The following is a 24,567-nucleotide window of genomic DNA, read 5'->3' as shown; positions in this document are numbered from 1 at the left end:
GAGGGCTCATGCGCATCGCAGTAGCAGGCAGCACTGGCACAGTCGGGGCGCATGTCGTGCGCCAGGCACTCGCGGCCGGGCACGACGTCGTCGCCATCTCGAGGCACCCGGGCGGGCCTCCGTCTGCCGGTGCGGTTGGGAGCGAACCGGGGGAGGCCTTGTCGCTCGGAGCGGCCTCGCCTGGGGCGCTCACGACGCTCGCCGCCGATCTCACCGCTGCAACCGCGCCCCGGCTCGACGGTGTCGATGCCCTTATCGATGTGTCAGCGAGCGGGAAGCTGTCGGGGTCTGAAACCTTCTTCGGCGCCGTCACTGAGAACCTGTTGCGAGCCGCGAGCGCCTCGGGGGTGCGCCACTACATCGCGCTGTCAATCGTTGGGGCCGCCCAGAACCCCTACGGGTACTACGCGGGCAAGGCACTACAAGAGCGGCTGGTGAGCGAGGGGCCCGTGCCGTGGACTGTGCTCCGCGCGACCCAGTTCTTTGAGTTTGCCGAGCAGAGCGCGTTCAGCGTGGGCAAATGGAGCGCGATCGTGAAGATGCGCACCCAGCCTGTCGCCGCGGCGTCGGTTGCGCGGCGACTTCTCGAGCTCGCGGTGGGCGAACCGCAGGGGTTCGCCCAAGACTTGGCCGGGCCCGACGAGCTGTGGCTCGCAGAGCTCGGTCGAATGGTGTTCGAGACGCACGGGCTCGGTCAGAGCGTTATTGAACTGCCGCTCCCCGGCAGGTTCGGCAGGGCGGTGCGCAGTGGCGCATGCCTACCAGGCCCCGACGCCATGATTGACAGCGTGAGCTACGAAGACTGGCTCGTCGGCGGGGCCCGGTGAGAGCCCGCACTCTCACCCGGCTCATATGATCACCTGCAGGTCCTCGGGCATTTTCTCGCCCCTGAGCTTCACAGCGGCTCGGGCCCGGTGCCACCATCGAGCCCGTCGTAGGCCGCGGAATGCCCAGTAGTAGGCGCCGGTAACAACGAGGGTCGCCCCAAGGATGAAGAAGAACACGTTGCTCACGGCATCCATGTCGCGGAGAACGAAGATGCCGTAGAGGGGCATGCAACCGCACGCAATCGCGAACAGCCCAATCACTACCTGGGCGTAGGGGTTTCTGGCGTGCAGGCTCAACGAATACTGCCAGACCGGCAGGTCGGGGAGGCGGGCAGGCTGCACCTGACCCAGGACGCGCTCGATCTCCAACACATGCACCTGATCGGTCAAGCGATCGCGGGAAATCGCTCCTTGGATAGTCACAGTGAGGCGCCCGGAGCCGTTCTCGGGGGAATCGAACGTGTACACGGAGTTCTCTTCGGTCCGTGACGGGCACAGCGGCCGCATCCAAGCTGCCACGGCAGCAGAGACAGTACGACCCATTTTGGATGGGTAGATCTTGACAGTCTCGCGGCTCGACGCGCGCGGGACGGCAGGCATCCTGTCCCAAACAATCTCTACTATTGCGGGCTCCATGGTTTCGCGCCTTTCTCGATTCACGCTTGCGAGGCGGCAGAGGTCTTCGGGTACAGCCTCTGAGTAGGTTCGACCCGTGGCGCGGTTACTCACCGACGTCGCGGGTACCGTAGTGCTCTTTCCGGCCCGTTCATTCTGGTGTTGGAATGTTGAGGGCGCTTCTGACCTCGGCCAAGATCCCCGCATACTTCCGAAGCGACGGGGGAGGGAAGAACGCGAACAAGCCTGACAGTGGCGATGCTTTCTACAGGAAGGAAGAACACGCGCCTGCCGAGACCGCGATAGACGGTGAGCCCCTCCGGCGCGAAGCACAGGGTTTGGTTGACGACGGCGTAGTTTCTGAACGGGGTAGCGCCGAGCACCTGGATAGCTTCGTAGCCTCCCTCAGCGAGATCTGAGTGCACGATGTACAGCGCGCCGGGAGTCTCGGCTCGCGCCCGCGTGAGCCGAATGCGCCCCGGAATGGAAAATACGAGAAAAACGGCCGGCACAAGTAACACGCCAATGTGAACGCCGAGGGTTCCGAACAGACGGTACCTGAGTGGGGAGTCCGGGGGCGCTTCGAGCGCCCCAACAACGATAGGGATAGCGGAGAGCACGGCAGCGCCAACTATGACGGTCCACACGAGCCGATTCTTCCTGGTGAGGGAATCTCGGGGTCGGTTTGGGGTGGTCTGCACAGCTATCCTCCTCGGGCTTCGAGGCCGAGCTTCTCGCGGAACTCGGTGAGGATGCTCTTCATGTATGTCTGAGAGTAGGAGAGGAGGCACAGTTTTCCGGTGCTGAACATTGCGAGGCTGAGCCTGTGGGAGGTATCTGCATCGTCTCGAATGATGAAGCTCACGACCTCGCGTTCCGGCCCCGTCGCGAGTGCACGTCGCTCCAGGCGAATATCGTCGATCCTGTCAGCGGGAAGGAATGCGATGCGGTGCCCGAAGCGTCGGTAGACGTGGAGACCTTCTGCGGTGGCGCCGAAGGAGATGAGGACGCGCTCGGGTTTTGGGAATGAGTGTGAGGCTCCCAGCGCGGCGAGTATCTCGTTGCTGTCTTCCGCGAGCCCACCCACCAGGGCTACGGGAGCGTGTGGGTCTTCCGCCAGGATAGGTTGCACGCGCCGGGACCCGGCAAACCACATGAAAAATATTAAGATTACAAGGATCTCTATGCCTGTGAGCCCTCCGTGGACTCTGGCGAGATTTAACCCGAGCTGCGAGCCCAGTGGCACCTTAAACAGGGCGATGGCGCTCAGCACGTAGACGAGCAGCGTCGTGGCGCAAACTGCGATCCACCAGTTCCGTTCCCTCTGGAGAGAACGAGGCGGGCGTTGCGCGGTGCTGTTTGGCATTCTACGCTCCGTCCTTGACATCGAGCGTCTCTCGAAATCTCGTGAGGAGTGCCTCCATGTACTTTCGTGAATAGCCGATCGCGAACAGCTTTGCAGCGCAAAAGATGGTGAAGCTCAAGCGATGAGATACGCCAGTTGCATCTCGGATGTTGAAGCTCATGACTTCGCGGTCTGGCCCTGACGCGAGCGTGCGCTGCTCGAGGCGGATCTCATCAACGTTGCCCGCTGGGAAGAACGCGATAGATTGCCCAAACCGACGGTAGACGTGGAGCCCCTGTGGTGTCGCACCAAATGAGATGAATGCGTGGCTGGGCCTGGTGAACGAGTAAGACGCTCCGAGCTTGGTCAGCACGTCGTTGCCGTCTTCCGCGAGCCCAGCCACATGCGCAACCGGAGCTCTTGGGCTTGCCGCCATGAGGTGCCGAAGCCGAAGCCTCCCAGGAACCCAGAAGATGAAGGACACGAGGAAGCCCAACTCGATACCGGTGAAGCCTCCGAGGAGACCGAACAAGCTGTACCGCAGTTGAGTGCCCTCCGGCGCTTCAACCGCCCCGATGACCAGCCGGATGGTGGAGAGCACTGCCGTGCCGCCTACCGTGAATCGCCATATCCGCTGCTTCCAAATGGATCCGGCAGGCTGAGGTGTGGTACTGGTTGGCATGGTTAGACACCTCCGTCTGTGAGGCCGAGGGCTTCCTTGAACTCGCGGAGCATGTTCTGTTTGAACGCTCGCGAGTAGGGGATGATCAGGAGTTGCTCGTGATTGAAGATTGTGAACCCAAGGCTGTGGATGTTGCCGGCCTCGTCGGCGATGAGGAAGCTCATGACTTCCCGTTCCATTCCCGCCGCGATGGTGCGTCGCTCATAGAAGACGTCCTTGATGCGATCTGTGGTGAAGAACGCGATTCGGTGGTTGAACCGGCGGTAGACGACGAGTCCTGAGCGGCCGGCACCGAACGAGAGCGATGCGTTCTCGGGTTTCTTGTAGGAGTGGGTCGACCCGAGTGCTGTGAGGACTTCGTTGCCGTCTTCTGCGATGCCGGCGATGTGAACTACCGGGATCGGGGACGTGCCTCCAAACTCGGCTTTGATGTGTCGCACGCGAACGCTGCCCGTGAACCAAAAGACCGAGCACATGAAGACAGTGAAGAGCAGTGTGGTGAGTACCCCGAGGAGAACGGGGAACCAGTATTCAAGTTGCGAATCTTCAGGAGCTTCGATCGCGCCGACGATGACGCGGATCGTGGAGAGTACTGTCATTCCGCCCACTGAGATCCACCAAATCCGCCTAGCCCAAGGGCGGTTGGTTGATTGGGGAGTCTCGAAGTCCTTCATGCTAAGCGGCTCGATCCTTGACGCCGAGGGTCTCGCGGAACTCAGCAAGGATGTTCTGCATGTACTTTGGGGAGTACGGAATCATGCACAGTTTTCCGGGGCTGAACATTGCAAGGCTGAGTCGGCGGGACTCGCCTGTCTCGTGGCGGATGGTGAAGGTCATGACTTCGTATTCCCGCCCCGTGGCGAGGGCGCGCCGCTCGAGCCAGATGTTGTCGATTCTGTTAGCGGGGAGGAGCGCAATGCGCTGCCCGAAGCGCCGGTAAACGTGGAGCCCTTCCGCCGTGGCGCCAAAGGAGATGAGGACACGCTCGGGTTTTGGGAATGAGTGCGAAGCTCCGAGGTTGGTGAGGACCTCGTTGCCGTCTTCAGCGAGTCCGCCAAGCACGGCCACGGGCGCACTGGGGTCTTCCGCGAGGATGTGTTGCACTCGGCGATATCCCGCTGACCAGAAGATGGCCACCACGGCGATTGTCACAAAGATCCCAATGAGTACCCCAAGGAGTCCGAACAAACTATATCTGAGTTGGGAGCCCATGGGTGCGTTTATTGCACCGGTGATCAGCCGGATAGTGGAGAGCACTGCCATGCCCCCTACAGAGATCCACCAGATCCGCCTAGCCCAAGTCCGGTTGGTTGGCCTTGGCGCTTCCAAATCTTGAACGCTACGCGGCATGATTCTTGACACCGAGCGCCTCGCGGAACTCAGCAAGGAGGTTCTGCATGTACTTCTTGGAGTATGGGATCATGCACAGGTTTCCGGGGCTAAACATCGCGAAACTGAGCCTGTGGGGGGCATCGGCCTCGTCTCGGATGGTGAAGGTCATTACTTCCCGTTCAGGCCCCGTAGCGAGTGCACGTCGCTCAAGACGAATCTCGTCGATATGGTCAGCTGGGAGGAGCGCGACGCGGTGACCGAAGCGTCGATACACGTGAAGCCCTTCTGCGGTCGCGCCAAATGAGACGAGGATGCGCTCGGGTTTTGGGAACGAGTGCGATGCTCCGAGCTTGTTGAGTACCTCGTTACTGTCTTCCGCCAGCCCACCTACCAGGGCCACGGGCGCGTTGGCGTCCTCTGCGAGGATAAGCTGTGCACGCCGAGATCCCGCGTACCACATGAAGAAAACCCAAGTGGCTGTAAAAGCGAGGACGAAGAGTAGCCCGAGAAACGAGATCAGGACATACTCCAGCAGTGAGCCCGAGGGTGCCTGGAGCGCGCCAACGATCAGGCGTACCGTGGAGAGGGCGGCCATAGTAGCCACCGCAGTCCACCAGATAGGCTTCTTCCAGCTAGATTCTTTGGTCTTGTCATCGTGCATTTCCGCGACCCTCCGGGACTTCCCCTGCCTCAACGATTGCCGAGACCGTGCTTACCTTGTAGCCGCCCACACCGACAGCTGTCTTGTGGATGCACGCGAAGGCCCTTGGAATGCGTGCGATCTTGCCCAGCGGGGTACGGTTCAACCGGGGCAAAGTAACTCCTGCGGCCGACGAGAACGACGCCGGTTCTGTCGCGCCATCCATTGCTATTGGGGGGAGGCCCATGCCGTGCGATAGAGTAGCGAGTTCTGCACAGACGTCACCGGCTGTGCTCGTGATAGTGCTGGAGTCGTCACTGATCCCGTCACCGTGCTCCTCCCTTGCCGGCTTGAGATTCTTACTCGTGACAGGGGAGAGCCCAAGAATGCCGAGAATGTGGGGCGGATCCTCGCCCACCCAGTCCGCAATTAAACGGATCGATGTTGAGGAAGCCGCGGGATAGCCGTTCGGGGAGACGGATGCCCGTCCATCCAGATTCAAGAAATCGGGGGCCCTGTGACCGTTTCGTTCGACTTCCGAGTGAGAGTTGAACGCAAGACTAAAGCACTCGTACGGGCAGAAATCTCCCGCTAATTGATATGAAGTGAACCTGAGGCAAAGTGAACTCGTCCTCGCTGCGGTCAGGCTCTCCCGGGCGCAGTTCTCGGCAATGCTCAAGGTGGTGCCTGGGAGCTATCGACGGTCTTGATTGTCTGCGCTGGACGGCGAGAGGTTCAGGACCTCCTGGATTTCGGTGAGGATCCCCGAGTACTTTCGATGCGATGGGGGAGGGAAGAGTGAGAAGAACGCATGCTTGTCGTTGAAGGCAAATTCAAGATTGTGCTCAGTGGAGTCCTGGATGGTGCGAAACTGAAAGACCCAGCCCCTTGGCCCTGTCGATAGCGTTCCGCGAACGAGGCTTACTGCGAGAATGCTTGACGAAGGCAGGAAAAAGACCTTTCTGCCTAGACCGCGATATACCGTAAGGCCGTCCCTGGTAAAGCACAGGGACGGTCCTATAGATGTCAAGCCGTACCAAGATCAGTTCTGAGGTCGTTGAACACTTCGCGTGCGATGAATCGTTTGAGGCAACGCAGTACGTCTTTCTTTGAGAGGCCTTCTGTGAGTCGGCGCTGCATGTAGTCGATCGTTCGCGCGTCGTACCTGAGTCTCACGACCGCGATCATGTGGAGTGCACGATTCGCTTTCCGGTCGCCGCCTCGGTGGAGCCTCATACGGTGACTCTTCCCTGATGACACCGGCACGGGTGCGACACCGCAGAGCCTCGCGAACGCTGCCTCGCTGCGGAACCGTGCGATGTTTTCGCCGGCAGTGACCAACAGTTGGGCGGCATGGATCGTTCCGATTCCTACCCTGGATACCAGCGTTGGTGCTGTTGCGTTCACGAGTGTGGTCAGCGCATTTTCAAGCTCTTTGATTTCCGAGTCGAGGTCAGCAGCCCGGACGGCGAGGACTCGGAGGGCGAGCTTCACTGCCTGAACGGGATCATGCAGGCGCGCCCGATCGATACGGAATTTCCGGCAGTGGCGTGCCGCTGCCAGCCCACCCCTGGGTGTGCTCTCCCTCACGTCGGCGGGTGCGGTGACCAAGATATCTTGCAGTTGCACGATGGCAGCGGTGCGAGCTTTCACCGCAGAATCACGCGCGAGCAAGAGGAACCGTATCGATTCGATGACGCTATCGGTTCGTTTGGGGATAGCCGTGGCAACCCCTGCGAGCACTTTCCGTGCAGCAGCTTCAGCATCGATGGTGTCGTCCTTACCGACTCTCGCTTTGGTGTGTGCGTGCGGGGTGTTCACTTCTCGTACCTCGACGTGGTGATCGATCAAGAACCTGGCGAGTCCGGCGGCGTAGGAGCCGGTAGATTCCACTCCGAACGCTTGAACGTGGCCGTGCTCGGTGGCCCAGGACAGCATGTCTGCGTATCCGAGGGAAGTCGCCGGGAACTCGCTATCGGTAAGGCGTTGCCCGGTGCTGGTAATAATTACCGCGTGGTGAATGTGTTTATGCGCGTCAACTCCGACGATGACTTCTGGTTGACGCTTCAGCGTTCCGGTGGTCATGATGGTGGGGTCTCCTTCACTTCGATGTGCTGGATGACCGAACCGGGCCGGGCGGACACAACAGTGACGGGGCACTTGAGCAGGGTCCTATGAAGTCACATCCCCGCCCGGTCTGGCCTCTCCCTTGCGGGAGCAGTGGAATTGGGGCGGCGACGCGTCCCATAACGGACAACACCCAGGGTGCGTCAGTTTGATAGTCAGTCAGCCGCCGCCAACGCCACTACTTCTATCTTCACTGTTTGATTGACAACGGCATGATTCTTGAATGCGGTAGCACCGAGCGTGTGTATGGTCTCATAACTGCCCTCAGCGAGATCCGCGTGAACGATGAACAGAGCTTCTGGGAACTCTTCCCGTGCCTTTCTGAGCCTTCTTCTTCCGGGCATGGACAGGACCCAGAATGTGACAAGGATTACTAGCACGCCAATGAGTATCCCTAGGAGCCCGAACAGGCTGTATCTGAGTTGGGAGCCCTCGGGCGCATTTAAGACGCTGGTGATCAGCCGGATAGTGGAGAGCAAAGCCGTCCCGCACACTGCGATCCACCAGATCCGTCTCTTCCACGCAGACTCGTCCTTGCTTTGTGCGGCATCGTTACTTTGCATTTCTGCGGTCCTCTGCTATTTGCCCTGCTCCAACGATTGCCGAAACTGCGCTCACTTTGTAATCGACAACGCTTACAGTGGTCTTGTAGTTGGTGGCGAAGGCTTTGGGTACACGGGCTATCTTGCCCACGGGAGTGAGGCTCAGCGCGGCAAGAGCGACGCCGGAAACGGATGAGAACGATGCCGGGTCTGCTGCGAGATCCATTGCTGTAGAAGCAAGGCCTGTGCCAAAGGAAACAGCTCCAAGAACGGCTGAGAACAGTTGAAATCCTGGTATCACGGCAGTAGCCATTGCCGCGAAACCGGCGAGGGCCGATACGGCGTCCAACCCGACCTTTACGGCTCGCCCAACGTCAGACCGCGACCATTCCCCAAACCCTGCCCAGACATCGCCGGCCGTCTTCGTGACGCTGCTCCAGCCGTCACTGATGCCGTTGCCGAGCTTCTCCCAGAACCCCGGCTCTTTCGCGGGCTTGAGGTCCTTGTCAGTGACGGGGGAGAGCCCGAGCGGGTCGAGCGCGTGGAGCGGGTCGTTGCCGGCGTAAGCGTACGGGTTGCCCGACCAGCCCGCACCCGTCACGGGTTCGACCGGGTCGACTGTGAGGAAGCCGCGGGTGACTCTGTCGTAGGCGCGGGCGCCCATCCACTCGAGGCCGCCAATCGTCGGGGTGCCGTGCCCCGTCACGCCGATACCGGGTGAGAGCGGCGAGCCGGGCTGGAACGCGCCGGTGATGTCCCACGGGTTAAGCGCGCTCGTGGAGCGTGCCTGCCGCCACCCGGTCGGGGCGAGGGTGGTGCCAAGCCCGGTCATCCCGCCGGGCGCTGCGAACACTGGCTCGGAGCCGAGGCCGGTCAGCGCGGGGAAGCGCGCAGCGCTATCCCACGAGACCGGCTCGTCGCAGGCCGCAGCGAGTTCGCCGTATCCGTCGACCCAGAGCCGGTGCGTTGACGTGCCGTCGGTGATTGCGGAGAGCCAGCCCCGCGTATCCCACTCGAAGTGCTTCTCGCCGTGAGGCCCGGCCTCCTGGGTGCGCCTGCCCGCGCCATCGTAGGCGTAGGTCGTGGTGGCGTCGTCGCCACCGCCGTGGACGGCGACGCGCCTGCTGAGCTGGCCCGCAACGTCGTAGTCGTAGCGAGTCTCGCCCTCGGCGCCGCGGTCGAATACCAGGCGGCCGGCGAGGTCGTACTCCCACTCGTGCAGGGTGCTTACGCCGCCGCCGCCGCGGTGCTCCGCGCGCACGAGCTGCTCTGCCCCGTCATACCCGTAGGCCGTCGAACCGCTGGCATCGGTGATCTCGGTGATGCGGCCGCCCTCGCCTCGGCTGATCCGGGTTGTTTTGACACCGTCGCCGGTGGTGAGGGTGTGCTCGACGGGGTAGCCGTCGTCGTACCGCCACGCCTGCGCAGTATCGCCCGCGACGGCGGCGACAAGGTTGCCGCTCGGGTCGTAGTCGTAGCTGATTGCCCCGAACGCCGAGTGCTCGACGCGGGTGACCCTGCCAGCCCGGTCGTACCCGTACCGCACCTCTTCGCCGGCCGGGGTGACCAGCAACGTCCGCAGCCCGTCGCCGTCATACTCCCACCTGGTCGTCTCGCCGTCGCGGGTGCGCTCGATCATTCGGCCGAGGCGATCTCGCACGATCCGGTGCGAGACGGGGCTGGCACCCCGACGGGTGTGGTCTGTCGCGGTCACCATGTGCGTACGGTGGTCGGTCTCGGTGACGGTGAGTGGTGCGCCATCGCCGCTGAGCCCGCACGGCTGCCCGTCGGCGTCGTACTCCCACGCGACCTCGCGGCCGTCGGGGTCGGTCTGCGTGAGCTGTTTGCCCGCCCGGTCGTACGTGCCGGTCGTGACGCGCCCGAGAGGGTCGGTGAGCGTCGCGACCCGGCTGAGCGCCGTGTAGGTGCGGCGCGTGACGCCCCCGGCGGGGTCGGTGATCGAGGCGAGCCGCCCGAGCTGGTCGTAGTCGTAGTGTGTCTTTCCGCCCGCGCCGTTCACCGCGGTGATGAGCTGCCCGGCCGCGTCATACGCGAACTTCCGCTGCCCAAACCGCGTGTCTTGCGCCGCGACGAGCTGACCCGCGAGGTCGTACCGGTACCGCCCCACGCCTGCGCCCGGGGCTCGCTCGGCGACGACCCTGCCGCACGCGTCGTACTTGAAGTTCGAGACCTCGCCGTTCGGGTGGCGGCGCTCGACGACTCGCGAGTCTGCGTCGTACGAGATCTCGGTGCGGCCCCCTTCGCCATCGATCATCGCCGAAGGCCTGCCGCACGCGTCGTATTCGAACCGGGTCTCGCGGCCCGCCGGCGATACCTGCAGCACCACGCGCCCCGCGGCGTCGCGCACGAACCGGGTGAGCCCGCCGTCGGCGTCGAGCTCTTCGACGACGCGGCCGCACAGGTCGTACACGGTGATCGACGCGGCGCCGTCGGTGCCCGTCGCCCGAACGGGGCGGCCGAACTCGTCGAACTCGGTGACGGTCTCGGTGAACGCCGAGCGCACGGTCGCGGTGCGAGCTTCAGCGTCAGCGGTGAACCGCCTGGTTACGCCGGTAGGGTCGACGGTCGCGGCGACCTCGCCCGTCGGGCTGTAATCCTGCTGCCAGGACCCGCCATCCGGGTCGATGACCTCGCGCAGCCGCGAGAGGCCGTCGTGTCGCAACTGCCAGCTCGCGCCGTCGGGCAGGGTCAGCTCGGCAGGGTTTCCGAACGTGTCAAACCGCTGTTCGATGAGCCGGCCGAGCGGGTCACGCACCCGCGCGAGGTCGCCGTGCGGGCCGTATTCGTACTCGGTGCGCGCCCCGACGGGGTCGATCTGCGCGGTGAGCTGGCCGCCCGGCGCGTATTCGTATCGCCACACCGCCCCATCCGGATCCTCCCGGCGCGACACGTTCCCCGCGGCGTCGTACTGCCAGACCGTCGCGGCCCCCGTGGCAGAGAGCTGGCGGGTGACCCGGCCGGCCTCGTCGCGGGTGAGCACCGTCTCGTTTCCGAGCGCGTCCGCCGTCGACACGAGGTCGCCGCGGTCGTCGTAGCCGAGCGTCAGGGCGACCCCGACCGGGTCGACGATGCGGGTGAGGAGCCCCCGTTCCCAGGTCAAGCGCGTCACGCCGCCCATCGCGTCAGTGACAAGGTGCGGCTGCCGATCCGCGGCCGACGCGTACTCGAACTCGGTCACCGCCGGGGCCTGGGCGGGCTCGGAGTCAGAACCGGGGCCAGAACCGGAGTCAGACGCCGACGCAGCCCCCGCCCGAGCGCGCGGATCCCGCACGAACGTCGTGGCGGTGATGCGCGTGAGGCGATCCTGATCGTCCCACTCATACCGCGTGTCGCCGCCCTCGGGCGTGACGGTGCGCGTGCGGCGGCCCCGCTCGTCGACCGCGTGAACCGTCGTCGTGCCGTCGCGCTCGGTGAGCGACACGAGATTGCCGTGCGCGTCGTAGCTCATCGACTGCCGGTTCCCGTCGGTGTCGGTCACGCCGACGAGGCGCCCCCGCTTGTCGGCGACCCACGAGTTCGAGTGCTCGCCGTCGCGGTCAGCGACGACCGTGACCCGGCCCGACAGGTACGAGAACAGCATGTCGCGCCCGTGCGGCGTGTGCTGGGTCACAACGCGCTGCTTCGAGTCGTAGGTGTTCTCGCACTCGATGACGCCGTTCGCCCCGGTGACCCGGTCGACGAGGCCATCGTCGTTCCACCGGTACGCCCGAGCGCCAGCGGGGGAGGCAGCCTCGACGAGCCTGCCGGCGTCGTCGTAGCTGAACGTGGTGTGCTGCCCGTCGGGGCCCGTGACCCGTGCCGGGCGGCCCCCGGAAGCGTCATAGGCCACCGTGATCCTGCGCCCGAACTCGTGCGCGAGCGCCGATACGCGGCCGGCTCCGTCGCGCTCGACCCGCACCGTCGTGCCGGGCCCCGACCCGGTAGCGAGCCACGCGCCCGCGCGGGTGAACGCCCACCAGGCGCCGGTGTTGTCGCGCACGACGAGTCGGGGCGCGGCGGGCTCGCCATGCTGGGCACCGCGGGCCGCAGTGTCGCTATCAGGATCCCAGTGCTCCTCCGCAAGCCACACGTTGGCGTGGAGCGCGCGCCCCCACGCGGCGCCGTCGCGCGGGAAGAACAGTCGGCGCCCGTCGTGCATCACGAACTCGGCACGCTCGTCGGTGAACTCGAGCCTGACGTCGAGCGTCGACGACCAGCCGAGGCCGAACGCGCCGCCCACCGCGTCCTGCGAGTTGTACATGCGCGTGAAAGTGAGGCGCTCGGCGGGGCCAGTGCCCGCGCAGTCGGTCTCGGGTTCGATGAAGTTTCCGGTCGCCGTGTTCACCGGGTCTGCGGCGTACCCGGTGCCCGGCATCGACCCGAGCGTCTGCGGCAGCTGCAGGTCGAGGCCCGACCGGGTGGGGAACATGCCCGCGCCAGACAGGGCCGCCGCGATCGCGCTGTCGGCGAGCTTGTGCAGGCCGCCCGAGCCGCCGGCCTTCTCGAACTCCGTCGCGAGCTGACCGAGCCACTGCCTGTCGTCTGCGTTCGAGTCGTACCAGCGCTTGATGCTTGAGAAGAGATTGCCAGTCGAAACGTTTCCCCACCCAGCTGTGCCGGCTGAGAAGAGTATCTCGGAGGTCTGCAGCTGCGGCCCGGGCGACTGCGGGTTCTGCGCGCTCGAGAACTTCCGGAGGTTTTCGGGCCGTGCCGAGGTCGTGCCTCCGGCGCGGTGTGAGCCGGCGCTGCGCCCGTCGCGCTGCCTGAGGGAGACGTCGTTGGCCGACGAGGTGGGGGCGGTGCCCGCCGTAAACGGCACGAGCGCCCGCACCTCGGCGATCGTTGGTTTCCGCGCAAATGCAGTGCTGAGCGCCTCGTGCTCGTTGGCATACTGCACCAGGAGCTCGGCGTACTTTTCTCCGCGAGCGGTGCGGGTCGCGTCGCGGTCAGCGTTCTCCTGCCGCGCTGACTCAATGAGCTTGTTGACCTGCTGCTGCACGTGCTTCAAGCAGGTGACGATGTTTTCAGCGTCGACGTTCGCCCACCCGACGTGGTCGCGGAAGATCTGGGCGAACACGCCAGCGAAATCGACCTGCGCTTGGGCCGCCTGCGACGCGAATGAGGAGCGCGCGGATTCGATCTCTGTCATCGCGGTACCGAGCTTCGTCGCGAAGGCTTCCGCGGTCGCAAAGTTGAACTTCAGCCGAGCCGGGCCGAAATCCAGTATCGACATCTCACTCACGTGTCCTCCTGTTGCCGTATCGGGCGTTTGCCCTGTCAAGAGTGCCGACCCGTGGGCCTGACTGTTGCAGGGAAGCACATGGTGTGTGCACGACGAATTCAACAAAACGAATGTTTGAACTCAGGTGCGAGTATACCCATGACAGTGCGTCGAATGCACGCCAGTTGGGTCTGGCGTGTGCGCCGCGCACGGAGTAGAGTCTTCGCACTAGCCCGCACTCACCCCTGGGAAGCTCGGTGGCCGCATGACTCAGAAGATCGTTCCGAATATCTGGTGTAATCGCACCGCGGAGGCTGCCGGTGCCTGCTACGCCGATGCGTTCGGCGCTGCGGGGTTCGACGCCCGCTCTGCTGTCACGGCGCGCTACCCGAGCGAGGGGCTGCTCGACTTTCAGCGCGAGCTCGCGGGCGAGGCGCTCGTCGTTGAGATTGAGATCGAGGGCGTGCAGCTCGCGCTCGTGAATGCCGGCCCCGAGTTCGCCCCCAACCCGTCAATCTCGTTCATGGTGAACTTCGACCCGCTGTTCTTCGGCGACGACGTAGACGCTGCGCGACACGGGCTCGACGCCCTGTGGGCGAAGCTCAGCGAGGGTGGCTTCGTGATGATGCCGCTCGGCGAGTACCCGTTCGCCGCCCACTACGGCTGGGTGCAAGACCGCTACGGGGTGAGCTGGCAGCTCATGCTCACCAGGCCAGAGGGGGAGCCGCGGCCGCTCATCATCCCAGCGTTGATGTTCGACGGGCCGTCGCAGAACCGGGCGGCTGAGGCGGCGGCGCGCTACGTTTCGCTGTTCGACGGCGCCCCTGGTGGCAGCGCGGTCGGCACCCAGTTCCCGTACGGTGCGCCGACGGGCGCGGCCAGTGCCGAGGCGCTCGCGTTCGGCGAGTTCAGGCTCGGCGACCAGTGGTTCATGGGCTCAGACAACGGCTCGGGTACCGACCACGGCTTCACGAACGGAGTCTCGCTGCAGGTGAACTGCGCCGACCAGGCCGAGATCGATGCGCTGTGGGCGGGGCTGTCGGCAGTGCCCGAGGCCGAGCAGTGCGGCTGGCTCGTCGACGAGTTCGGGGTGAGCTGGCAGATCGTCCCCGCGAACATGGGGGAGCTCATGGACAGGCCGGGCGCCTACGCGCGCATGCTCGAGATGAAGAAGATTGTCATCGCGGATTTCTGACTGCTAACCCGATAGCGTGGAGGGACAAGCTACCCGCACGGATGGAGTCAACATGTCAGAGCAGACGCAGTACACCGCAATCATTACTGAGACGCAGGGGCGCGTCGCGACGATCACGCTGAACCGGCCCGAGGCGCTCAACGCCCTGAGCAACACCCTCATCGCTGAGCTCGTCGAAGCGGCGACGGCGTTCGACGCTGACCCGAACATCGGCGCAATCGTCATCACGGGGTCTGAGCGCGCGTTCGCGGCCGGCGCCGACATCAAGGCGATGCTTGAGCTCGAATACTCAGACATCCTCGCGGGCGGCCTCACCTCGACCTGGAACGGCTTCGAACAGATGCTCACCCCGACGATCGCCGCGGTGTCGGGCTTCGCGCTCGGCGGCGGCTGCGAGCTCGCCATGATGTGCGACATCATCATCGCGGCCGACTCCGCGAAGTTCGGCCAGCCAGAGATCAACCTCGGCGTGATCCCCGGCTTCGGCGGCACCCAGCGCCTGCCCCGCGCGATCGGCAAGTACAAGGCCGCCGACATGATCCTCACCGGGCGCATGATGGGGGCCGAGGAGGCAGAGCGCTCAGGCCTCGTCTCGCGCGTCGTGCCCGCGGCCGAGCTGCGCGAAGCCGCGCAGCAGGTGGCCGAGGTTATCGCCTCGAAGTCGCGCCCGTCGGTGCAGGCCGCGCTGAGCACACTCCAAGCCGCGGAAGAGACGTCGCTCGCCGAGGGCCTCCGGCTCGAGCGCACCGCGTTCGCCGCGCTGTTCGCCACGGAGGACCAGACGGAGGGCATGCGCGCCTTCGCCGAGAAGCGCGAGGCGAACTTCAAGCACCGCTAATACTCGCTCGGTCTGGCACCTCGGCCGCGAGGTGCCAGAATAGAGGTGCGCGAGAAAGGGTGCAAATGAAGTACAGTGTGGCGGTCGCCGGAGCGAGTGGGTATGCGGGGGGCGAGCTGCTTCGTCTGCTCGCGGATCATCCGGAGTTTGAGATTCGAACGGTGACTGGGCACTCGAACGCAGGGAAGCCGCTCATCGCGTCCCAGCCGCACCTGCGCTCCCTCGCGCACCTCACGCTCCAAGAGACGACCCCCGAGGTGCTCGACGGCCACGACGTCGTGTTCTTCGCGCTGCCGCACGGCGCCTCTGGCGCCCTCACCGCGCAGCTCACCAACGTGCGCCTCGCGGTTGACTGCGGCGCCGACCACCGCCTCACGAGCGAGGCCGACTGGGCAGCGTTCTACGGCGGCGACTACAACGAGGCGTGGACGTACGGGGTGCCCGAGCTCATCGTGGCCGGTGAGCCGGGCGTGGGCGGCGGGCAGAGCCCAGCGCGCCAGCGCGAGGCCCTCGCCGGCGCGACGCGCATCGCGGCCCCCGGCTGCAACGCCTCGACCGTCGCCCTCTCGCTCGCCCCGGGCATCGCCGCCGGCGTGATCGAGCCCGCCGACATCGTGACGGTGCTCGCCGTAGGCCCGTCAGGCGCGGGCAAGGCGGCGCACACCCACCTCCTCGGCGCAGAGCTCATGGGTACCGCGAACCCGTACGCCGTGGGCGGAACCCATCGCCACATCCCCGAAATCCAGCAGGCGCTCCGCGGGGCAGGCGCCCCCGAGACGCCGACGCTGAGCTTCACCCCCGTGCTTGTTCCAATGAGCCGCGGCATCCTCGCGACCTCGACCGCGCGCATCGTTCCTGGAACGAGCGCCGCCGACGTCCGCGCGGCCTGGGAAAACGCGTACGCTGACGAGACGTTCGTGCACGTGCTGCCCGAGGGCGTCTTCCCGCGCACCGCAGACACCGTCGGCGCGAACACCTGCCTCATGGGCGTCGCGATCGACGAGGCCGCAGGCCGCGTCGTTATCGTCGCCGCCGTCGACAATCTTGCCAAGGGCACGGCTGGCGCCGCGATCCAATCGGCAAACATCGCCCTTGGCATTCCCGAAGCCACCGGCCTGAGCGTGAATGGAGTCGCCCCGTGACCGTAACAACCCCAGCAGGATTCCGCTCGGCGGGTATCACCGTCGGGCTCAAGACCTCGGGCAAGCCCGACCTCGCGCTCGTCGTGAACGACGGCCCCGCCCCCGCGAGCGCCGTCGTGTTCACGTCGAACCGCGCCCAGGCGAACCCGATCCTGTGGAGCCGCAAGGTCGCGCAGAACGGTGCAGCGCGCGCCGTGATCTTGAACTCTGGCGGCGCGAACTGCTTCACGGGCGACTTCGGTTACGAGACGACGAGGCTCACCGCTGAGGCCGTCGCGCGCGAGCTCGCTAGCGAGCCGCAGGGGCCGGTGCCCGCTGACGTGCGTGACGACCGAGCCGAGCGCGTGCTCGTCTGCTCGACCGGGCTCATCGGCACCGGCGACCAGAGCTTCCGCGACAAGATCGTGAACGGCGTTCCCGGCCTCGTCGCCGCGCTCGCCGCAGACGATACGACGGCGCCCGGCGCGATCCTCACCACCGACTCCGTCGAGAAGACAGCGGTGCACGAGGGTGATGGCTGGACGATCGGCGCTATGGCGAAGGGCGCGGGCATGCTCGCGCCAGGGCTCGCGACGATGCTCGTCGTCATCACGACCGACGCGAAGCTCGATAGTGCGGCGCTTGACGCTGCGCTGCGCCGCGCGACCGGGGTGAGCTTCGACAGGCTCGACTCCGACGGCTGCATGTCGACGAACGACCAGGTGACGCTGCTCGCGAGCGGCGCGTCGGGGGTCACCCCAGACGAGAACGAGTTCGCCGCCGCGCTCGCGGGCGTGTGCGACTCGCTCGCAGCGCAGCTTCAGGCAGACGCTGAGGGCGCGAGCCACGACATCGACATCGAGGTGCGCGGCGCCGCGAGCGTTGACGACGCGGTCGAGGTCGCCCGCTCAGTCGCGCGCAACAACCTGTTCAAGGCCGCGATCTTCGGCAACGACCCCAACTGGGGTCGCGTGCTCGCCGCGATCGGCACCACCGACGCGGCGTTCGACCCGTACGCCGTCGACGTGAGCTTCAACGGGGTGCGACTGTGCCACGCTGGCGCGCCCGACCGGCCCGTCGAGGAGTGCGACCTGACGCCGCGGAAGACGCACGTCGAGATCGAGCTCTTCGCGGGCACCTTCGCCGCGACGGTTCGCACGAACGACCTCACGCACGACTACGTGCACGAGAATTCCGCGTACTCGAGCTAGGAGCGAGATGACAAACGTCACGACCCCGCTAGACCACGAGCGCGCTGCCGAGAAGGCCGCGGTACTCATCGAGTCGCTGCCGTGGTTGAAGAAGTTCCGTGACCGCATCATGGTCATCAAGTTCGGCGGCAACGCGATGATTGACGATGCGCTGATGACGGCCTTCGCGGAAGACGTGGTGTACCTCAGGCACACCGGCATCCGCCCGGTCATCGTGCACGGCGGCGGCCCCCAGATCAACCGGATGCTCGACCGTCTCGGCATCGAGAGCACGTTCAAGGGCGGGTACCGGGTGACGACTCCCGAGACGATGGACGTCGTGCGGATGGTGCTCACGGGCAAGGTCAACCCCGAGCTCGTCGACGAGATCAACGCGCACGGCCCCCTCGCGTCGGGCACGACGGGGGAGGACGCAGGCCTGTTCATCGGCCGTAGGCGCCCGCCGTTCGAGGTTGACGGTGAGCTGGTCGACCTGGGGCGCGTTGGCGACATTGTCGGGGTTCGCCCCGAGTCGGTGCTTGCGGCGCTCGACGCGGGGCTCATTCCCGTCGTCTCCTCGATCGCGCCCGACGTCGATCACCCGGGCGAGTCCCTCAACGTGAACGCTGACGCGGCGGCCTCTGCCCTCGCATCCGCGCTCGGGGCTGAGAAGCTCGTGATCCTCACCGACGTGGCGGGGCTCTACTCCGATTGGCCCGACCGCGACTCGCTCGTCTCGTCGATCACCGCCGGTGAACTCGAGGCGCTCCTGCCCTCGCTCGAGTCGGGCATGATCCCGAAGATGCGCGCCTGCCTCGACGCCGTGAACGGCGGCGTGCCGAAGGCCGCGATCATCGACGGCCGTGAGCCTCACTCCGTGCTGCTCGAGATCTTCACGGAGCAGGGGATTGGCACGGAAGTCACCGCGGGGTAGCTGCCGCACGGGCTTGCGCGCGGCGGTGGCGTCGCGCGCATCCGAGGCCGCGCTCGGTGCGCTCGGCGCCGTGGCGGGTGGAGCCGCCTTCGCGCTCCTCGTTCCCGCCGCGGGCGTCGAGCGCCTCGCCGTCGTTGGCTACGCGGGCTACGGCGGCTGGGGCGCGCTCCTCATCCGCGCAGACCTCCGCGACCGGATCCTGCCGAATCGGCTGCTCGCCGGGATCACCCTGTGGACGGTGGGCTGGCTCACGCTCGTTCGCGCCCTCGCAGGTGAGTGGCGGGCGGCGCTCTGGCCGATCCTCATCGCCGCGCTTGCCTTCGCGGCCGCCTTCTCGCTCTGGATCGCGGCACGCCGCCCCGCGGCCCGCCCTGTAGCGCGACCGGGCATTGGCGGGGGCGACGTGAAGCTGCTCCCCGTCGCGGCCTTCGCCGCGGTGTGGCCGTTCGCGAGCGATGGCGTGGCCGAGGCCGCTGCCTGGTTGCTCGCCGCCCTCGCCGTGGCGTTCGCGGTCGCAGGTGTTGTCGCCTTCGCCACCGGGCGGCGAGAGATCGCCGCCGGCCCAGCCATCCTCGGCGCGTCCTGGCTTGCGCTGGCGGCGACCGCTGCGACGGCGGTGCCTGCGGCGACCGCCACTGCGGCGGCCGCCGGGATCCTCGGCTGCTAGCCGCGAACCTTGCGACGCAGGTCGCGGCGCTTGATCTTCCCCGTCAGGGTCTTCGGAAGCTCGTCGATGAACACGATCCTGCGCTGTGTCTTATACGCCGCGAGGCGCTCGCGTGCGAAACTCACGAGCTCCTGCGATGAGACGCGCTGCCCTTCCCTGAGTGAGACGTAGGCGAGCACGGCCTCGCCGCGGTAGTCGTCTGGTTCGCCGACGACGGCGACCTCGCGAACGGCGGGGTGCTCGTAGATGACGTCTTCGACCTCGCGAGGCCAGACTTTGTACCCGGAGGTGTTGATCTGATCCTTGATGCGATCAACGAGAAACACCCAGCCCTCGTCGTCTATGATCGCGACATCGCCGGTGAGCAGCCGCCCAGCGGGGAACGCGGTCTCGGTCGCGGCCGGGTCGCGCCAGTAGCCGCTCGCGAGGAAGTCACCTGAGAGCTCGAGTTCGCCCGCGGCGCCGGCGGGCACCTCATTCCCCGCCTCGTCGAGCACCCTGAGTGATACACCCGGCATCGCCCGCCCGATTGACAGCGTGCCCGTCGGTTCGTGGACGGGGGCGCGCTCGCCGCGCGGCACGCCAATGATGCCGGCGTTCGACTCGGTGAGGCCGTACGCGTTGAGAATGTACTTCCCGAAGCGCTGTTCGAACGCCGCAACCTTCGCGGGCGGCACGGGGGCGCCGCCGGTGAAGAGCTCGCGCACCGTCGCGAAGTCTGCGGCCCGCGCGTTCGGCAGCTCGTACAGCGCGGTGTACATCGTGATCGGGGCGACGGTGACCGTGATCTTGTGCCTGGAGAACGCTTCGAGCGCGACGTCAGGCCGCGGGCGGTTCAGGAAGACGAGGCAAGCCTGCGAGAGCAGTGTGCCGAGGCCGATGATCACGGAGCCAGTGATGTGGAAGAGCGGCGCGAGCGCGAGCATCCTGTCGCGCGCGTCGAGCTCTGCCCACTCAATGAAGTTCAGCGCGACGAACAGCAGCGACGAATGGGTTGCCTGCGCTCCTTTCGGTGGCCCGGTCGTGCCGGAGGTGTAGCTCAGCATCGCGATGTCGTCTGGTCTTCGCTCGGTGGGATCCGGAAACCGCCCTGTGTTTGCTGCAAACACTTCGCTGAGCTCTGCGAGCGCGAATGGAAGGTCGGCCGTGGCGAGGTCGGCTTCGCCACCCTGCCGCGGCGGAAAGACTCGCGGGTCGTTCTCGCTTTGGAACTCGGTGTCGTCGGCGGCGAGTGCCCACGAGAGCGCGGTGCCCGTTGCCGCGGCGCCGGCGACTTCGACAAGCTCAGGCGTGCAGATGAGCCCGACTGCACCAGACGACTTGAGCACAGTGTGCAGCTCGCGCTCGCGGTACATGGGGTTCAGGGGCACAACGATGCCACCCACGTGCCAGATCGCGAGCATCGAAATGGCGAAGTGGGGGATGTTTTGCAGCCACACCGCGACGCGGCCGCCCGGGCCCACCCCGCGGTCGAGCAGCCCGGCGGCGAGCGACTTGCTCAAGCGGTCGGTAGCGGTTACTGAGAGCGTCGTGTCGAAATAGGTGATGCACGGAGCGTCGGGGGTCGACTCAACTCGGGTTCGCCACGCGGCTGTGAGAGTTGTCGGGCGAGGGACGTTAGGGGAACCGGAAGGTTTGGGGGAGCCGGAAGGACTGGGGGAGGGGCGTGCATCATGGGTGTTCATCAGAGACTCCATCGTCGTCGGATTGTTATGGTGATCGCGTGAACGCCACTCGCGCGTCTGCTGTTGCGCAACTGTCGATCGCCTGGTCGTTAACGAACTCTAGGTCAGGATGCGGTGAGTAGCAAGCATTCGGCGTGACGGAAACCGTTGTGATGCCAGGGGCGGGGTGTCTCGCGGCGGTAGGATAGGAGTATTCCGATGACCGAGTGAAAGGCGGGCACAGTGACCTACGTGATTGCGCTTCCGTGCGTGGACCTGAAGGACCGCGCCTGTGTGGATGAGTGCCCGGTCGATTGCATCTACGAGGGCGAACGGATGCTCTACATCCACCCCGACGAGTGCGTCGACTGCGGTGCGTGCGAGCCGGTGTGCCCGGTTGAGGCCATCTACTACGAAGATGATCTGCCCGGCGAGTGGTCTGAGTACTACAAAGCAAACGTCGAGTTCTTTGACGAAATCGGGTCGCCCGGTGGGGCCGCGAAGGTTGGCGTGTACGCGTTCGACCATCCGATCATCGCCGCGCTTCCCCCGCAGGAGCAGTAGCGCCAGGTGCGCCGGCGGCGGTCGCCCGCAGTGGCGGTGACACGCCGCCTGCGTGGAGCGGAGACACGCCGCCCGCGTGGGGCGGAACGGTCTGTATTTTGTTTGATGTCAAAGTACTTTCTGTCAGAAACCGGCATGAAATAGCCATTTGGTTCGTGAACGCCCAGTTTGCGGGTAAGGTGAAAATGATCGCTGCCCAGACCCTGGGGCGTGCTCATACGGACCTCACGAGGAGATGACGTGACTGAAACACCTGCGGCTCAGGCCACCGCCAAGCTGAGCTTTCCTGGGGGAACCGCCGAGCTCCCGATCATCAAGTCCGTTGACGGGCCCGACGCCATTGACGTCAGCACGCTGACGAAGCAGAGCGGCTACACGGCGCTCGACTACGGCTTCGTAAACACGGCCTCGACCAAGTCAGAGATCACCTACATCGACGGCGATGCTGGAATCCTGCGTTACCGCGGCTACCCGATCGATGAGCTTGCCCAGGCGTCGACCTTCCTTGAGGTCGCGTACCTCCTCATCTACGGCGTTCTGCCGACTGCGGATGAGCTTGCGAGCTTTGACAACGAGATTCGCCGGCACACCCTGCTGCACGAAGACATGCGGTACTACTTCGAGGCCGTGCCGCACACCGCGCACCCGATGGCGATGCTCTCGGGCGGGCTGCAGACGATGTCGACCTACTACGAAGACTCGCTCGACACCGCAGTGCCCGAGTTCGTCGAGGTGAACACGATCAGGCTGCTCGCGAAGCTGCCCGTGCTCGCCGCCTACTCGCACAAGAAGTCGATCGGCCAGGCGTTCCTCTACCCGAAGAACAACCTGAGCTTTGTTGAGAACTTCCTGCGCCTCAACTTCGGCAATAAGGCCGAATCGTACGAGATGAACCCGGTGCTCGTCGACGCGCTCGACAAGCTGCTCATCCTTCACGCAGACCACGAGCAGAACGCGTCAACCTCGACCGTGCGCCTCGTCGGGTCGACGGGCGCGAACATGTTCTCGTCGGTGTCGGCTGGCATCAACGCGCTCTCGGGCCCGCTGCATGGCGGCGCAAACGAGGCCGTGCTCGACATGCTCGCGCAGATCCGCGACTCGGGGCAGAGCGTGAAGACCTTCGTCGAGAAGGTGAAGAACAAGGAAGACGGGGTGAAGCTCATGGGCTTCGGGCACCGCGTCTACAAGAACTATGACCCGCGTGCGCGCATCGTCAAGGACTCGGCTGCCAAGGTGCTCGAGGAGCTCGGTGTGAACGATCCGCTGCTCGCACTGGCCCAGGAGCTCGAGCAGATTGCGCTCGAGGATGACTACTTCAAGGAGCGCAGGCTCTACCCGAACGTCGACTTCTACACCGGCGTGATCTACAAGGCGATGGGCTTCCCGACGCGCATGTTCACCGTGCTGTTCGCGATCGGGCGCCTGCCCGGCTGGATCGCGCAGTGGCGCGAGGCTCGCCTCGACCCGCAGACGAAGATCGGCCGCCCGCAGCAGCTGTACTTGGGCTCGGCAGAACGCCACCTCGACCGCTAGTTCGGCGAGTGCGAAGGCCCCGGAGCGTGTGACGCTCCGGGGCCTTCGTACTCGCCCATACCCCCGCAAATTTTCGCTTACCCCTCAAATTCGGCGGGAATTTGGAGCGCAATCGATTATTTGGGGTGCAGTGGGGTGCAGTGGGGTGGGGGCGGTGCGCCCGGCCCCGTCCCAACCCCGCCGCCCAAACGCCTCAAATATTCCTTTGGGTGCCAATTTTCGCAGGAAATTGGCACCCAACGGAAGAATTGGGTTAGCGGAGGGAAGTGATCGACTCCCCGAGCAGGCGGATCGCCTCACGGACCTCCCCTTCCGTCGCGACCGCGGGCGGCGCCATGCGGAGGGTCTTGCCCTGCGTGTCCTTCACCAGCACACCGCGGGCACGGAGCGCCTCGGCGACGGCCTTCGCCGGCGCGAACTCCGGGTCAATGTCGACGCCTGCCCACAGGCCAATCGAGCGCACCGCGGTCACCTCAGGCAGCTCAGCGAGCTCAGCGAGGGCGTCCGAGAGCACGCCGCCGAGCGCGACAACGCCCGGGAGGAAAGCAGGATCGCGAAGCTCCGCGACAACACTGCGCGTGACGGCGCACGCGAACGGGCTGCCGCCGAAGGTCGACCCGTGGCTCCCCGGCGTGAACACCCCGAGGAACTTGCTGTCGCCCAGCACCGCCGAGACCGGCAGAATGCCGCCGCTCAGCACCTTGCCGACCGCAATGAGGTCGGGGCGAACGCCGAAGTGCTCGGTCGCGAACAGCTTGCCGGTGCGGCCCATGCCCGACTGCACCTCGTCAGCGATGAACACGATGTTGTTCTCGGCGGTGAACGCACGAAGCTCTTGCAGGAACCCCTCGGGGGGAAGGATCACTCCTGCCTCGCCCTGCACCGGTTCGATGAGCACCGCGACAACCGGCGACGCGGCCGCGACCGAGCGAACCGCATCCATGTCGCCGAACGGGACGGTGACGAAGCCGGGGGTGTACGGGCCGTACCCCTCGCGAGCGACCGGGTCGTCGGAGCCCGAAATGATCGTCGTCGTGCGGCCGTGGAAGTTGCGCGAGAACGTGATGATGACGCCCTCGTCTGCGGCGAGGTCACGGTTCTCGTGCGCCCACTTGCGGGCACCCTTGATCGCGGTCTCGATGGCCTCGGCGCCGGTGTTCATGAGCAGCACGCGCTCGAAGCCCGCGAGTTCCGTGAGCTCGGTCACGCAGGCCGCGAGCTCATCGTTGTAGAACGCGCGCGCAGTGAGCGTGAGCCTGTCGAGCTGGGCGTGCGCCGCCGCGGTGATGCGGGGCGGGCGGTGCCCGAAGAGCATCGTGGAGAAGCCGCCGAGGAAGTCGAGGTAGGTCTTGCCCTCAATGTCGGTGACCGTTGCGCCGTTGCCCTCGGTGAGCACGAGCGGGACGGGGGCGTAGTTCGAGGCGGCGGCGCGCTCGGTCTGGGCGATCGCGATCTCGGTTGCGGTCTGGGTGGTGGTTTCGGTCATGCGGGTACTCCTTCGAGTGTGGTGGTTGGGGAAGTGGTGGTGGC

Annotated in this window: 20 protein-coding genes; 9 read left to right on the top strand and 11 right to left on the bottom strand. The window is 65.6% G+C overall.

All coding sequences use genetic code 11. The annotated features are described in order from the left end of the window. The first annotated feature begins 8 nt into the window (after positions 1-8). Positions 9-827: an SDR family oxidoreductase gene (locus FB468_RS05490; protein ID WP_141886451.1), complete on the top strand. Its 819-nt coding sequence runs from the start codon at positions 9-11 to the stop codon at positions 825-827. A gap of 21 nt (positions 828-848) precedes the next feature. Here the strand turns inward: FB468_RS05490 and FB468_RS05485 are convergent, their stop codons facing one another. The 9 genes from FB468_RS05485 to FB468_RS05445 all read right to left on the bottom strand — a co-directional run bounded on the left by FB468_RS05485 (position 849) and on the right by FB468_RS05445 (position 13,343). Continuing rightward, the gene (locus FB468_RS05485; RefSeq protein ID WP_141886450.1) at positions 849-1,295 is read right to left on the bottom strand and encodes a hypothetical protein; all 447 of its coding nucleotides are present in this window, start codon (positions 1,293-1,295) and stop codon (positions 849-851) included. Positions 1,296-2,145: 850 nt separating this feature from the next. Beyond that, the gene (locus FB468_RS05480; protein ID WP_141886449.1) at positions 2,146-2,808 is read right to left on the bottom strand and encodes a hypothetical protein; all 663 of its coding nucleotides are present in this window, start codon (positions 2,806-2,808) and stop codon (positions 2,146-2,148) included. A gap of 1 nt (position 2,809) precedes the next feature. Next, complete coding sequence (locus FB468_RS05475; RefSeq protein ID WP_141886448.1) at positions 2,810-3,388, bottom strand: hypothetical protein; 579 nt, start codon at positions 3,386-3,388, stop codon at positions 2,810-2,812. A gap of 83 nt (positions 3,389-3,471) precedes the next feature. Continuing rightward, positions 3,472-4,068, bottom strand: coding sequence for a hypothetical protein (locus tag FB468_RS05470; protein ID WP_141886447.1), 597 nt, complete (start codon positions 4,066-4,068; stop codon positions 3,472-3,474). 76 nt (positions 4,069-4,144) lie between these two features. Beyond that, the gene (locus tag FB468_RS05465; protein WP_170219634.1) at positions 4,145-4,573 is read right to left on the bottom strand and encodes a hypothetical protein; all 429 of its coding nucleotides are present in this window, start codon (positions 4,571-4,573) and stop codon (positions 4,145-4,147) included. 235 nt (positions 4,574-4,808) lie between these two features. Next, a complete protein-coding gene (locus tag FB468_RS05460) occupies positions 4,809-5,462 on the bottom strand; it encodes a hypothetical protein (protein WP_141886445.1) in 654 nt (217 codons plus the stop codon). A 1,005-nt stretch (positions 5,463-6,467) separates the two neighbouring features. After that, positions 6,468-7,526: an IS110 family RNA-guided transposase gene (locus FB468_RS05455; protein ID WP_141886165.1), complete on the bottom strand. Its 1,059-nt coding sequence runs from the start codon at positions 7,524-7,526 to the stop codon at positions 6,468-6,470. 197 nt (positions 7,527-7,723) lie between these two features. Then, positions 7,724-8,131, bottom strand: coding sequence for a hypothetical protein (locus FB468_RS05450; protein ID WP_141886444.1), 408 nt, complete (start codon positions 8,129-8,131; stop codon positions 7,724-7,726). Continuing rightward, complete coding sequence (locus tag FB468_RS05445) at positions 8,121-13,343, bottom strand: DUF6531 domain-containing protein (protein ID WP_246055942.1); 5,223 nt, start codon at positions 13,341-13,343, stop codon at positions 8,121-8,123. The genes FB468_RS05450 and FB468_RS05445 overlap by 11 nt, the downstream gene beginning before the upstream one ends. A 253-nt stretch (positions 13,344-13,596) precedes the next feature. Between FB468_RS05445 and FB468_RS05440 the strand changes: the two genes are divergently transcribed. The 6 genes from FB468_RS05440 (at position 13,597) to FB468_RS05415 (ending at position 19,276) form a co-directional block, all read left to right on the top strand. After that, entirely contained in the window at positions 13,597-14,526 is a 930-nt protein-coding gene (locus FB468_RS05440) for a VOC family protein (protein WP_141886442.1), read from the top strand. Between the two features lie 52 nt (positions 14,527-14,578). Continuing rightward, positions 14,579-15,364: an enoyl-CoA hydratase-related protein gene (locus FB468_RS05435; protein ID WP_141886441.1), complete on the top strand. Its 786-nt coding sequence runs from the start codon at positions 14,579-14,581 to the stop codon at positions 15,362-15,364. Between the two features lie 65 nt (positions 15,365-15,429). Then, positions 15,430-16,506, top strand: coding sequence for an N-acetyl-gamma-glutamyl-phosphate reductase (argC, locus tag FB468_RS05430; protein ID WP_141886440.1), 1,077 nt, complete (start codon positions 15,430-15,432; stop codon positions 16,504-16,506). After that, entirely contained in the window at positions 16,503-17,696 is a 1,194-nt protein-coding gene (gene argJ, locus FB468_RS05425; protein ID WP_141886439.1) for a bifunctional glutamate N-acetyltransferase/amino-acid acetyltransferase ArgJ, read from the top strand. Before argC ends, argJ begins: the two co-directional genes overlap by 4 nt. Before the next feature lie 7 nt (positions 17,697-17,703). Beyond that, positions 17,704-18,609 carry an acetylglutamate kinase gene (gene argB, locus FB468_RS05420; protein ID WP_141886438.1) on the top strand — a complete coding sequence of 302 codons (906 nt, stop codon included), beginning with the start codon at positions 17,704-17,706 and terminating at the stop codon, positions 18,607-18,609. After that, a complete protein-coding gene (locus tag FB468_RS05415; protein WP_170219633.1) occupies positions 18,584-19,276 on the top strand; it encodes a prepilin peptidase in 693 nt (230 codons plus the stop codon). The genes argB and FB468_RS05415 overlap by 26 nt, the downstream gene beginning before the upstream one ends. Here FB468_RS05415 and FB468_RS05410 read toward each other — a convergent pair. Next, positions 19,273-20,961 carry a class I adenylate-forming enzyme family protein gene (locus FB468_RS05410; RefSeq protein ID WP_141886436.1) on the bottom strand — a complete coding sequence of 563 codons (1,689 nt, stop codon included), beginning with the start codon at positions 20,959-20,961 and terminating at the stop codon, positions 19,273-19,275. The genes FB468_RS05415 and FB468_RS05410 overlap by 4 nt on opposite strands. Positions 20,962-21,183: 222 nt before the next feature. Between FB468_RS05410 and fdxA the strand changes: the two genes are divergently transcribed. Together fdxA and FB468_RS05400 are read left to right on the top strand one after the other, a co-directional pair. Continuing rightward, entirely contained in the window at positions 21,184-21,504 is a 321-nt protein-coding gene (gene fdxA / locus FB468_RS05405) for a ferredoxin (protein ID WP_141886435.1), read from the top strand. 240 nt (positions 21,505-21,744) lie between these two features. After that, positions 21,745-23,037 (top strand): citrate synthase, encoded by a 1,293-nt coding sequence (locus tag FB468_RS05400; protein WP_141886434.1) that lies wholly within the window; start codon positions 21,745-21,747, stop codon positions 23,035-23,037. 253 nt (positions 23,038-23,290) lie between these two features. Here the strand turns inward: FB468_RS05400 and rocD are convergent, their stop codons facing one another. After that, positions 23,291-24,523 carry an ornithine--oxo-acid transaminase gene (gene rocD, locus FB468_RS05395; protein ID WP_141886433.1) on the bottom strand — a complete coding sequence of 411 codons (1,233 nt, stop codon included), beginning with the start codon at positions 24,521-24,523 and terminating at the stop codon, positions 23,291-23,293. Positions 24,524-24,567: the final 44 nt, after the last annotated feature.

The organism is Leucobacter komagatae, from assembly GCF_006716085.1.
GTDB classification, from domain to species: domain Bacteria; phylum Actinomycetota; class Actinomycetes; order Actinomycetales; family Microbacteriaceae; genus Leucobacter; species Leucobacter komagatae.
The sequence above is the reverse complement of the archived record's forward strand: the minus strand, read 5'-3'. Positions and strand labels throughout refer to the sequence as shown.

Excerpts from the sequence above, each read along its gene's own strand:
- FB468_RS05480 (WP_141886449.1), bottom strand. The coding sequence starts at position 2,808 with ATGCCAAACAGCACCGCGCAACGCCCGCCTCGTTCTCTCCAGAGGGAA.
- FB468_RS05490 (WP_141886451.1), top strand. The coding sequence starts at position 9 with ATGCGCATCGCAGTAGCAGGCAGCACTGGCACAGTCGGGGCGCATGTC.
- FB468_RS05455 (WP_141886165.1), bottom strand. The coding sequence starts at position 7,526 with ATGACCACCGGAACGCTGAAGCGTCAACCAGAAGTCATCGTCGGAGTT.
- FB468_RS05435 (WP_141886441.1), top strand. The coding sequence starts at position 14,579 with ATGTCAGAGCAGACGCAGTACACCGCAATCATTACTGAGACGCAGGGG.
- FB468_RS05470 (WP_141886447.1), bottom strand. The coding sequence starts at position 4,068 with ATGACAGTACTCTCCACGATCCGCGTCATCGTCGGCGCGATCGAAGCT.
- FB468_RS05460 (WP_141886445.1), bottom strand. The coding sequence starts at position 5,462 with ATGCACGATGACAAGACCAAAGAATCTAGCTGGAAGAAGCCTATCTGG.
- argB (WP_141886438.1), top strand. The coding sequence starts at position 17,704 with ATGACAAACGTCACGACCCCGCTAGACCACGAGCGCGCTGCCGAGAAG.
- FB468_RS05410 (WP_141886436.1), bottom strand. The coding sequence starts at position 20,961 with ATGAACACCCATGATGCACGCCCCTCCCCCAGTCCTTCCGGCTCCCCC.
- FB468_RS05445 (WP_246055942.1), bottom strand. The coding sequence starts at position 13,343 with ATGTCGATACTGGATTTCGGCCCGGCTCGGCTGAAGTTCAACTTTGCG.
- rocD (WP_141886433.1), bottom strand. The coding sequence starts at position 24,523 with ATGACCGAAACCACCACCCAGACCGCAACCGAGATCGCGATCGCCCAG.
- FB468_RS05450 (WP_141886444.1), bottom strand. The coding sequence starts at position 8,131 with ATGCAAAGTAACGATGCCGCACAAAGCAAGGACGAGTCTGCGTGGAAG.
- argC (WP_141886440.1), top strand. The coding sequence starts at position 15,430 with ATGAAGTACAGTGTGGCGGTCGCCGGAGCGAGTGGGTATGCGGGGGGC.
- FB468_RS05440 (WP_141886442.1), top strand. The coding sequence starts at position 13,597 with ATGACTCAGAAGATCGTTCCGAATATCTGGTGTAATCGCACCGCGGAG.